The sequence below is a fragment of the Hoylesella timonensis 4401737 = DSM 22865 = JCM 15640 genome (assembly GCF_000455445.1).
In the GTDB taxonomy this organism is placed as follows: Bacteria; Bacteroidota; Bacteroidia; order Bacteroidales; family Bacteroidaceae; genus Prevotella; species Prevotella timonensis.
The window spans coordinates 186,743-198,987 of the sequence record NZ_HG417096.1; the positions used below are offsets into that span (position 1 = coordinate 186,743).

Below are 12,245 nucleotides of genomic sequence, written 5' to 3' on the forward strand. Positions count from 1 at the left end.
GCTCCAGATAGTACAACTGTATGCCGTTTCCGTAACATTTTGGTTGAAGCCGACCTTTACGACAATGTGCTGCAAGAGATAAATCGCCAGTTAGAGTTGGCTGGTGTTTTGGTTAAGCGTGGTGCCATCGTTGATGCAAGTATCACGGATAGTCCTCGTCGACCTCGCGGCCGTAAGGAATACGAAGTAGTTGAGGATCGCAATGAGGAATCAGGCAGGGATGTAGCAGAAAACGCAATGGTTAAAGAGATCGTCAAGCCCAATGTTGATGGTGAAGCACGTTGGGTAAAGAAGATGGGGAAGCTACACTTCGGTTACAAGCGGCATTCGGTTACAGATGAGAACGGTTTGGTGATAGCCGAGGAAACCACACCGGCTAACGAAAGTGACATCAAACATTTGGAAAAGCCATTAGAAAAAGCTAAACTTCCACGAGGTACACCTGTTTATGCCGACAAGGGTTATGATTCTACAGCAAACAAGGATGTACTTAAACGTATGAAGCTCAAGAGTCGTATCATGCACAAAGGAGTAAGGGGACGTAAGCTAACGGAAAGAGAGCAGCGTGTTAATGTAGCCATCAGCAAGACACGGTATAAAGTGGAACGTACCTTTGGATCTATTCACAGATGGTTTCATGGTGGGATAGCCAGATATGTAGGTTTAGCTAAGACTCACGCACAACACATCATGGAGGCTATTGCCTACAATTTATATCGAACTCCAGGGATAATTGTGTCTAATTCTCTCAAATAAGGGGAGAATATGAGATGAAATAGAGCATATACAGCCTAAAAATCAAAAATATAGACTGCAGGTGAGCCAATAGTGCTCAAAAACAAGAATGATAGAGAATGGGGTAAGGTTTTGCAGAGGTCTCATCTTATATTAATTTCATTTTTCTTGTAAAGTTCAAGAAAATCCTGTTAGCCATTCAAAGTAGCTAATGCGCTTAAAGCAGTAAAGTATCTACAAACCTGTTCCAATAGAAAAGAAAATAGTTAAAACTTTGAACTTCTTACCACACGGCAAGCATTTAGGATAGTTGTTCACCCTTTCTTCCTGCATAACTTCGACACTGATCGTTTACCAAATCTTCCATCACTGCCGCTTCCTCTTTTCCTACATGATACTGTTTGAGCAAAGGAGCATCCAAGATGAAAACATCATGTAAACTTTCATCGCTACCTTGCGCAATTCCCTTTTCCTTCCTCATCATTTCATAACGGGAGAACTTCTTTATTGCTTCTTCTATCTTTGAGTCGAACCAAAGACAATAGCCCGCATTCAAATAATCTGAAGGAATATGGCTTTTGTGAGCCATTAGCTGATTGTATAGTTGCAAAGCCTGTTCATTTTCATTCTTTCGCAAATAGCCCCATGCCAATGAGCGTTTGACGGACAGATTTTCAGGATATTCGTAACTAAGCTTAAACAAATATTTCATCCCCTTTTCTACTTGATTGTCATTAATGTAGGCAACGGCTAAGTTAAGCTGAACTCTTGCACTATTCACATCTTTCTCCAAAATACGAGTATAATATTTAATCGCTTCAGAAAAATTACCTGAATAAAACAGAGAATTAGCCTTACCTCTTAAAGCCTGCTCGTTATCACTATCCACATCTAACAACTTATCGTAAGCCAACCCTGCCCGCATATAATCCTTTTCCTGATGGGCTAACATTGCAGACAATCTCCAATATTCTACGCTATCAATATTTTCGCAAGCATCTAACAAGCGGTGCAAGTCATCATAGAAATGATGCCTGTACAAGAACTGTCCAATCTCAAGACATCTGTATGCCAATGTGGTATTCTGAAAGAGATTGTTGAGGACAAAAAAGACTGTATGGTGCGACAACTCTGTGGAAAATGGATTATGAAAATGGTTTTTGTCCTTGTAAAGCCGATAAAACCGATACAAATTTTGAAGATACATCCGTCGGATATACGCTGGTTTGTGATGCTCTTCCTTATTAACTGTTGGTCCTAATAACTCTTGGCTATTCAGAAGTTCCCGCATCTGTGACGGAATTTGGTTAAGAATGGAAGACGCTGCCAAAGCGAAGGAGTATTTGTCAGAATCACAGAATGGACCATGCTCCAATAAAATGTTCATAAACAGTCCGTCCCTTAACTCATGATTCATCTGACTAAGTCCAGGATGTTGAGGATAAAAAGGTACAAACCAATTACTCAATTCCATAAAGAAACCAAAGCGTTTCATTTGAGAAAAGCCTCCAAAATAGATGTCAGACCCCGCCCTTTGCATGTTCATCATCTTTTGGAAATTCTCTTCCATGGCTTCCATGGCACGGTCCGCAGTACCCGGATTGAGCATTTCTTCCAGTGGGTCTTCCTCCTTTTCTATAATTCCCGTGCGTGTGAATTGGATGTTTTGTCCTTTCATCAGCTGAGGAATGATATCCTTTTGTAGCTTTTCGTTGTCTGCATCCGCATTCATGCAATAAAAGAATTGCATCTGTAGTTCCAGCAATTCCTGCAAAGTTTGCTCATTTTGACAGAGTGCCGTAATGGATTTGCTTACTTCGGGGTAGATGTTTGCGTCATTGTCTGGCAAACACAATACAAGACCCACCAAAGCTCGTTGTCGTATTTCCTCATCTGTTGATTTTTGATAGATAGCAATCAATACCAATATCTTACGATAGTCAAAGAGTTGAATCGCTGATAACATCAGACCACTCAACAATAATTGTATGTCGTTGCTATCAACAGTGGGTGACAAAAACAATTCTTCCACAAATTTTGCAACACTTTCCGTCCATTGAGGAGAAACCAAGAAAGCATTGAAAACCTGATTGATGTATGTTTGATGTTCTTCATACAACTGATTTGTTTGGAGTGTTTGTCCTCTTTTTGGTTCCAAAGATAGCATGGCAACATCTTGAACAAATTTCTCCATTTGCGTTTTAATACTTATATCTCCAAGTACAACTGATTTCGCTGTCTGATGAGCCAACTGATATGAGCTGTTTTCATGAATCATTTGCTCCAACTGTATATCACTATTCAAGGCATACAATTCACGCAATAAATTATGATATACAACATTAAATTGTGGATCTTTTAATCCACGTCTAAGAAAATCCTTCATCAAAAGATAGTCACCATTCAGCTGTTCCCACTTCAGTTGAAAAGTGGTCAATTCGTGTTTGGAAATATACTCCTGCAAGTTCTCTATCGCCTTGGGTAGATTCTGCTTGCAAGTAATCAATTTCCGAATCTGTTCTAAATCAAAATCAGTATAATTCAAAATATTGGAGAGATTTGGTCAAACGTCAATTTACAATTTTGGTATAAATGCTTTTGCTTTCTGAATATCCTTTTCTAAAGGAGCTGTAGCGTGCTTGAAGGTTACTTTTGGTATCGCCTTTACGGTTTTTTCATCTGTATGACAATACTTAGTGACAAGCCCCGAATAATGGGACAGTCCGTAAGTGTTGAGTGAGTCTACGGCATTGTTGTACGCTTTAATAAAAGCTTGCAACTGCTTTTTGCGGTTTTGGGTTTGGAGCATATCCGTCCGAAACGCTATCACCCCCAACTGCTCTTTGGTCTTTTCACTTGATGTGATCACCCGATGTTTATACAATCGTGCCGTAGTAGCTTGTGGCTCAGGCAGCCACATGGCATCCATCTCATTGTTCAAAAGCATGTGCAACCTCACTAAGACATCATTAATTTGCACCTTAAACACTTTGGCACTTGTCTTCACCCCACTAAGAACTTGATCGGTCAGATAATCTGTTCCCGAATATCTTGTCATCGCCACCATTTTATCTCCTAACTGATTCAACTGTTTGAGACGAGCTGTCTTGTTACTTATCAACTGCCACTGCAACGGTGTGGTAATGGGATATTCTAATTTCAGTCCTTTTCGTTTGAGTCTTTCCATCCGAACCAAATCTGACACTACCCCATGAACGCTTCCTCCTATGATAGCAGTGTCGCAGTCCATTTGAGCAGTGAATGGTAAAAGTCTCACATCTACCTGTACACTATCAAACAGATGGCGGTCTTTCGCTACATAAAGTGGGATGCAATCTAAGGTTGGCAAGACCGCTATCCTAAGTGCTTCCGCATACGCCTTTTGCTCACGGGCGTTATTGGCTTTCGTTTTCTTTTCTATTTCCTGACTTTTCTGCCCACAAGAAGACAACAGTAGGATAAAGAGAATGTTGATATACAGAATCTTCTTCATATCTTGCAAAAATAATCATAAATTTTGATTCTCTGAAAATAATTCTTACTTTTGTCCCTATATTATAGCAACAATATGGCAAAAGATAAGATTGCATACGTTTGCTCCCAATGTGGACAAGAGTCAAGCAAGTGGATTGGCAAATGTCCTATTTGTGGTGAGTGGAATACTTTTAAGGAGATTAGAATTAGTAATAATTCTCAACCTTCCTCAATAGCCGTATCAACGGCTCACACTCTCCATGGCGAGCAAAAGAAAAACAAGCCCTTACACCTACAAGATATTTCTGCCCAAGACGAGCCTCGCATCAATATGAATGATGATGAGCTGAATAGAGTGTTGGGAGGAGGACTCGTTCCTGGTTCTATCGTTTTATTAGGAGGAGAGCCTGGTATAGGAAAAAGTACGCTAACCCTCCAAACGATACTCCATCTTCCCAATAAGAAGGTGCTATATGTCAGTGGTGAAGAAAGTGCACATCAGTTGAAAATGCGTGCTGACCGTATCACTACAGAGCAGAATAATAATGTAGTGATTTTGTGTGAAACTTCTTTAGAAAACATCTTCAATCATGTGCTTGAAGTAAAACCAGACCTACTGATTATCGACTCCATTCAAACGATTGCTACCAATCACGTGGACAGCTCCCCAGGAAGTATCGCTCAAGTGCGAGAATGCGCAGCACTGCTGCTCCGTCTGGCAAAGACAAGTGGGATTCCTATTCTCCTCATTGGGCATATCAACAAAGAAGGCACACTTGCAGGTCCTAAGATTTTGGAACACATGGTTGATACAGTTATCCAATTTGAGGGAGACCAACATTATATGTACAGAATCTTACGCTCCATCAAGAATCGATTTGGCAGCACATCAGAATTAGGAATCTATGAAATGCAGCAAAACGGATTGCGCCCTGTGAGCAACCCGTCGGAACTTCTGCTCACACAAGATCATGATGGACTGAGTGGTATCGCTATTTCTTCTGCCATTGAAGGGGTACGCCCTTTCTTAGTAGAGACACAGGCCTTGGTATCTTCTGCTGCATACGGAACACCACAGCGTTCTGCAACAGGCTTTGACCAACGCCGACTCAATATGTTATTGGCTGTCTTAGAAAAGAGAGTGGGCTTCAAACTCATGCAAAAAGACGTCTTTCTCAACATAGCGGGTGGGTTACATGTAACCGATTTGGCAATGGATTTGAGCGTGATAGCTGCAGTGTTATCCAGTAATGTAGACACTGCCATTGAAAACGGTTGGTGTATGGCTGGCGAAGTAGGACTCAGCGGAGAGGTAAGACCCATCAACAGAATAGAGCAACGCATAGCCGAAGCAGAAAAGTTAGGATTCAAACACATGATTCTTCCAAAGTATAATTTGAAAGGTATCAACCCACAAAAATATCATTTAGAACTACATCCTGTGCGTAAAGTGGAGGAAGCTCTACGTGCGCTCTTCGGATAGAAACATTTTACGAAACAAACTTTATGGCAACTATCATAAAAGTAAGAAATAAACGTCCCAATTGGGGCAAAAACTGTTTTATCGCCGAAAATGCAACTTTAGTAGGCAACATTATCATGGGTGACGACTGTTCCATCTGGTTTTCAGCTGTACTTAGAGCCGATGTCGATGCCATACACATAGGCGATAGAGTGAACATTCAAGATGGAGCTTGCGTACACGAGTCGCATGGCACTCCCGTCTGGATAGAAGACGATGTATCGGTAGGGCATTTGGCTAATGTTCACGGATGTGTAATAAGGCAGGGTGCATTGATTGGAATGGGTGCTACGGTGCTGGATGGAGCAGAAATCGGGGCTGGTGCCATTATTGCTGCCAATGCTTTGGTGACACAAGGTACTCATGTAGGCGCACACGAAATTTGGGCTGGCATACCTGCACGCTGCATCAAAAAGGCAATGCCTGGACAGGCAGAAGAATATGCCAAACATTATATGGAAGCCAAACAGTGGTATCTGTAAATTTATCTCCCAATTTTGAAACAGCTTTTTACGCTTTTGGCTAACAAGTTCCTATTAGACGGGCTGATAAGTTATTAGCAAGCGATTGATTTACTTGTTAACTTATCAACTCACCAGAAACTTGCCATTTGTTTCGTCACAATGTTGACGTTTTTCTTATCAAACCTTTTCACAAGATTTTTGTTACTTTCGTGCTTTTCTTTGTGAAAACATCATTCTTCATGAAAGAGCCGTGTGGATGACACGTAATTTTCGGTTGAACGCTTGTGCATTTCTTTAGTTTCTGCTACCTTTGCATATCTATGATAGTTTGTATTGCAGAAAAACCCAGCGTAGCCAAAGACATTGCACGCATCATCGGTGCCCATAGCTCAAAAAACGGCTATATGGAGGGCAATGGTTACCAAGTAACTTGGACTTTCGGACATCTGTGCTGCCTGAAAGAACCTAACGACTATTGTGACAATTGGAAGCACTGGAGCTTGGCAGCTCTGCCCATGTTGCCGCCTCGCTTTGGCATCAAGCTCATTGACGATGAAGGCATCAAACGACAATTTGCTATCATTGAGCAACTCATGCAACACGCCGACAGCATCATTAACTGTGGAGATGCTGGACAAGAGGGAGAACTGATACAGCGATGGGTCATGCAAAAGGCTCAAGCCAAATGTCCCGTGAAGCGGTTGTGGATAAGTTCTATGACCGATGAGGCTATTCGTGAGGGATTCAACAAACTGAAAGAGCAATCGGCATACGAGCCACTTTATTTGGCTGGTCTGTCTCGTGCCATCGGTGACTGGATATTAGGAATGAACGCAACTCGACTGTACACCCTGAAATATGGCAAGAACCGACAGGTGTTAAGCATAGGGCGAGTACAAACACCCACCTTGGCTCTTATTGTTAATAGACAGAAAGAAATAGATAACTTTAAGCCAGAAACATACTGGGTTTTGGCAACTATCTACCGCGACACAACGTTTACTGCTACCAAAGGACGCTTTGACAAAAAAGAAGAAGGCGAAGCTGCTTTCAAGACAATTGAAGGTGAACCGTTTACGGTTACCGATGTGCAAAAGAAAAAAGGCACAGAAGCACCGCCAAAACTCTACGATCTCACCTCGCTGCAAGTAGATTGCAACAAGAAGTTTGGCTATTCGGCTGAGATGACCCTCAACCTTATCCAAAGTTTATACGAAAAAAAATATACCACCTATCCACGTGTAGACACCCAATATCTTTCGGACGACATTTATCCCAAATGTCCGCAGACCATGAATGGACTTTATCAAACGAAGATACAAAGCAAGACTGTCTATGCTGAACTGATAAAACCCTTGGGCGGAAAGGCTCTGAAGAAATCTAAAAAAGTATTCGATTCCTCAAAAGTCACCGATCACCATGCCATCATCCCCACAGGTGTACCGCCCATAGGACTGTCGAATATGGAAGAAAACGTGTTCGACCTCATTGCCCGACGCTTTATCGCAGTGTTCTATGACGATTGCAAATTCGCCACTACCACCGTATTGGGGAAAGTAAAAGAGATAGAATTCAAAGTAAGCGGCAAAGAGATATTGGAGCCAGGGTGGAGAGATGTGTACGCTAAAAATCCGAACGAAGACGATGACGCTGATGAGAAGACTACCGATGAAGAACGCACTCTACCCACGTTCATTAAGGGTGAGAGCGGAGAACACATCCCTACGCTGACCGAGAAGCAAACCACTCCGCCGAAGCACTACACCGAAGCCACCCTTTTGCGTGCCATGGAAACGGCAGGAAAGTTTGTAAACGATGAAGAGTTACGTGCTGCCTTGAAAGAAAATGGCATTGGACGCCCCTCTTCGCGTGCCAGTATTATTGAAACACTATTCAAGCGAAAATACATCCAACGCAATCGCAAACGTATTGTAGCAACTCCCTTAGGAATACAACTCATCGACATTATCAAAGAGAAACTGCTTACAAGCTGTGAACTCACCGGCATTTGGGAAAAGAAATTGCGCGACATAGAGCACCAAAAATACGATGCTGCACAGTTTGTAAACGAATTGAAAATACAAATCAACCAAATAGTAAACGACGTACTTCGCGACAACAGTCGGCAACTGGGATAAAAGGATATGAAGAAACAAGCATTACACCATTTTTTATTTATATATCAGACTGTACTCATCGGACTGTTATTAGTGAGCTGTGGTGCCGAACGAAGTATGAAAAAGGGTGAACAGTTCTTGACGATAGGTGAATATTACGATGCTGCTGCACAGTTCAAGAAAGCCTACAGGCAAACCCCTCCCAAGGAACGTGCCCTGCGTGGACAGCGAGCCAGTCGCATGGCACTGTGCTATGATCGCCTAAACGCAACCCCACAAGCCATTGCTGCCTATCGCAATGTTATCAGGTATCAGCAAGACGATGTGCAAACACATTTTGCATTGGCTCAACAACTCTTGCGCAATGGCAATTACAAAGAGGCTGAAAAAGAATTTGCCTTGGTATTAGACAGCATGCCCAACCATGTCTTGGCACAAGAGGGACTGCGCTCTGCCCAACAAGCTCCAGCATGGAAAGAAAGCGGCAGTAGATACACCGTGAAGAAGATGAACGTGTTTAACTCTCGACACGCAGACTATTCGCCCATGCTTTGGGGCGATGATTATAACCAATTATATTTTACTTCGACCAGAAAAGAAGCTACAGGAAACAATCTGAGTGGCATCACGGGATGCAAACCTGCAGATATATTTGTATCCGTGAAAGACGACAAAGGAAATTGGGGCAAACCCGAAGTTGTGCAAGGTGGCTTGAACACTGATGCCGAAGAAGGGGCTTGTGCCTTTAGTCCTGATGGACGAGAGATGTACTTAACGCAATGCACAACCGATGCTACACATCCACGCTATGCAAAAATTGTAGTATCGAACAGACAAGATGCGGCTTGGGGAAAGGCAAACGAATTACCTATCTCGCAAGACACTCTTTCGAGTTATGCGCATCCAGCGGTTTCACCCGATGGACAATGGTTATATTTTACCTCTGACATGCCGGGAGGAATGGGAGGAATGGACATTTGGCGAGTACGCTTAACGGCTGCAGGGTTGGGAGGTGTCGAAAATCTTGGTGCACCTATTAACACACCCGGCAATGAAATGTTCCCTACATTTAGACCTAACGGCGACCTTTACTTTTCAAGTGATGGGCATCCTGGCTTTGGAGGATTGGATGTTTTTATTGCCATACCCAACCACCAACGCTCATCTAACAATGCGCTGAAAGACAGTTTACAGTGCCATGCGCCTACTAAAGATAAGGATGCAACTGCGCCCTATCGATTGATTCACCCAGGAAATCCTCTCAATTCAGAAGGAGATGATTTTGGATTGACCTTTGAAGGTCCTCACAATCGTGGTTTCTTCTCGTCTAATAGAAATAATGGACGTGGATGGGATCAAATTTATTGGTTTGAAAATCCTGAAATCATACAGAGTATTAAAGGTTGGGTGTACGAGAAAGATGGCTATGAACTCCCTTCAGCTCAAGTGCGTATTGTGGGGAGTGACGGAACGAACGAGGTATTGAGCGTAAACAGTGACGGCTCGTTTACATATGTGATACAGCCAAAAGTTGATTATTTGCTGCTCGCCACCTGCAAAGGTTTTCTTAATCACACCGAAGAATTGCAGGTAGAACCAGTAAAGGAATCGAAAGAATATACCCTACAATTTCCTTTAGCATCAATTACCGTACCAGTATTGATAGATAACATCTTCTACGACTTTGACAAAGCCACGCTGCGTTTGGAGTCTAAAAAAGCCTTGGACGATTTGGTAAAGCTACTCAATGAAAACAGTCATGTGACTATTGAGCTAAGCGCACACTGCGATTATAAAGGTTCGAAAGAATATAACCAGCGATTAGCGCAAAGACGTGCCGAAGCGGTAGTGCGATATCTCATTGACAAGGGCATTGCAAAAGACCGCTTGAAACCCGTTGGGTACGGCAAGGAAAAGCCAAAGACTATCCGCAAGAAACTGACTGAGCGTTACCCTTGGCTCAAAGAGGGAGATGTGCTATCTGAAGAGTTCATCAAAACATTGGATGCGGAAAAACAGGAGATATGCAACCAACTGAACCGCAGAACAGAATTTAGTGTACTACGGACTACCTATAATATGTTTGACGAGCAAGGCAAGCTGAAGAAGCAATCCAAGAATAAACAACAAAACCCATCGCTGCCGAAAAACGAAGATACGCCTATCATCTTTGTGCAGTAACTCATTCTAAGCACACCATTAAATACTTAAACACACCATAAAGGAGTGTGTCACACTTTCATTTCCTGCTGTTAAAGTCTTTTGCAATTTACGGTGCTTTCATTGAAGGATGATTTTTCACAACAAAACGCACCCAAAATACAGCGAATGTAAAATTACCAGTACGCTTCATGGAAGGCTCACCATTGCTGAATTTTCTTTACAAAGTGCCTCTCATAACTCGCGTATTTACAACCAACATCAAAGTTGGTCGCAAATACGCGAAAAAAGAAAAAGTTTCATAACTGTTTGACAATAAGAATATTACGTTTAAGTCTTCTCTTTTTATTGCCATTTTTACCATTTCTTGGCAGCTCCTTACTTCGTCACTCAAAAAACACGTATTTTACAACTGGTTGATAAACAATATTTTGTATCTTTGTGTCACCTAATATTGGGTGAAACGAAAGATATTTTAACTATGTTTGTCCGCAAAAAGAAATATCCATCTGGCAATATCGGAGTTATCGTTGTCGAGAAAATTGGAGGCAAAATGAAGGAACTTGCCACAATTGGAGTAGCCTATAATGAAGGTGAGGTTGAAAATCTTGTCATTGAAGCAAAAGAATGGATTTCCAGAGAGAATTCACGCCGCCAGCCCCAGCTTGATCTATTCGGCGAGGAACGTGAGGCCTGTGACCATGAGCGTGCAACATACAGCTAAACTGTTCGGTGGAAATATCGGTGTGTTATTCTATGATGTTACCACACTTTACTTTGAAGCGGATTATGAGGACGAATTACGCAAGACAGGTTTCTCGAAAGAGGGACGTCACAGTAATCCTCAAATCATACTTGGACTGCTTGTCAGCCTTGGTGGCTATCCGCTTGCCTATTGCATCCATGAAGGCAACAAATATGAGGGTCATACGATGCTGCCAACGATAAACGAGTTTGTAAGCAAATACGGATTGGAGAACTTCGTTGTGGTGGCAGACTCCGGTCTGATGAACAATGCCAATATAGCAGAACTTGAATCGCAAGGCTACAAGTATATAATAGGTGCGAAGATAAAGAATGAAAGTCAACAGGTCAAGAGCTGGCTACTGGAACAGCCCAAGTGCGACTGCCAGATGGTTGAATATGACAAAGGAGGTGGACGCCGTCTCCTGGTCGGCTATACAGATGACCGTGCAAAGAAAGATGCCTATAACCGGGAAAAGGGTATACGTAGGCTGGAAAAGGCTTACAAGCATGGTGCACTCACGAAAGGCAACATCAACAAGAGAGGTTACAATAAGTTCTTATCCATGGATGGTGAAGTGAAAGTCGCCATCAATTATGACCGTGTTGCCGACGACTCCAAATGGGACGGCCTAAAGGGATATCTCACCAATACGGATATACCAATACAGGACGTATACACGGCATATCACAACCTTTGGCATGTGGAACGAGCCTTCCGCATAGCCAAATCAAAGATAGAGATACGTCCCATGTTTCATTTTACGCGCAAACGAATCGAGGCCCATATATGCATCTGCTTCGTGGCTTTGAAAGTATACAAGGAATTGGAGCGTTTGTTGAAAGTCTCAGAGATTAAGATGAGCATAGACAAGGTGCTTGCATTGGCAAAGACCATTACAACGATACAAATCAAGCTACCTCTGAACAAGGAGGTTTATACGCAGACTATGCTGATGGCAAGACATCAGAGAATAGCTAAACTCTTTGACGAAGATTTTTGGGTGACACGATGACGAAGTCAGGAAA

At 42.4% G+C, this 12,245-nt stretch carries 7 protein-coding genes and 1 pseudogene; 6 read left to right on the forward strand and 2 right to left on the reverse strand.

What is annotated here, in order from left to right:
* A partial coding sequence (locus BN35_RS08365; RefSeq protein ID WP_044071384.1) for an IS5 family transposase occupies window positions 1-756 on the forward strand: 756 nt, incomplete at its 5' end.
* 280 nt (window positions 757-1,036) lie between these two features.
* Here the strand turns inward: BN35_RS08365 and BN35_RS08370 are convergent.
* Window positions 1,037-3,280, reverse strand: coding sequence for a tetratricopeptide repeat protein (locus tag BN35_RS08370; protein ID WP_025073105.1), 2,244 nt, complete (start codon window positions 3,278-3,280; stop codon window positions 1,037-1,039).
* Window positions 3,281-3,310: 30 nt separating this feature from the next.
* On the reverse strand, window positions 3,311-4,228 hold the full coding sequence (locus BN35_RS08375) for an ABC transporter substrate-binding protein (protein ID WP_025073104.1): 918 nt from the start codon (window positions 4,226-4,228) through the stop codon (window positions 3,311-3,313).
* A gap of 75 nt (window positions 4,229-4,303) precedes the next feature.
* On the opposite strand from BN35_RS08375, the gene radA reads away from it, so the two are divergent.
* The 5 genes and pseudogenes from radA (at window position 4,304) to BN35_RS08405 (ending at window position 12,232) form a co-directional block, all read left to right on the forward strand.
* Complete coding sequence (radA, locus tag BN35_RS08380; RefSeq protein WP_025073103.1) at window positions 4,304-5,692, forward strand: DNA repair protein RadA; 1,389 nt, start codon at window positions 4,304-4,306, stop codon at window positions 5,690-5,692.
* A 23-nt stretch (window positions 5,693-5,715) separates the two neighbouring features.
* Window positions 5,716-6,213, forward strand: coding sequence for a gamma carbonic anhydrase family protein (locus BN35_RS08385; RefSeq protein ID WP_025073102.1), 498 nt, complete (start codon window positions 5,716-5,718; stop codon window positions 6,211-6,213).
* A gap of 302 nt (window positions 6,214-6,515) precedes the next feature.
* Window positions 6,516-8,333, forward strand: a complete 1,818-nt coding sequence (locus tag BN35_RS08390; protein WP_025073101.1) for a DNA topoisomerase 3 — start codon at window positions 6,516-6,518, stop codon at window positions 8,331-8,333.
* Between the two features lie 6 nt (window positions 8,334-8,339).
* The gene (locus BN35_RS08395; RefSeq protein ID WP_025073100.1) at window positions 8,340-10,493 is read left to right on the forward strand and encodes an OmpA family protein; all 2,154 of its coding nucleotides are present in this window, start codon (window positions 8,340-8,342) and stop codon (window positions 10,491-10,493) included.
* A gap of 460 nt (window positions 10,494-10,953) precedes the next feature.
* Window positions 10,954-12,232, forward strand: a pseudogene (locus BN35_RS08405) (IS1634 family transposase).
* Window positions 12,233-12,245: the final 13 nt, after the last annotated feature.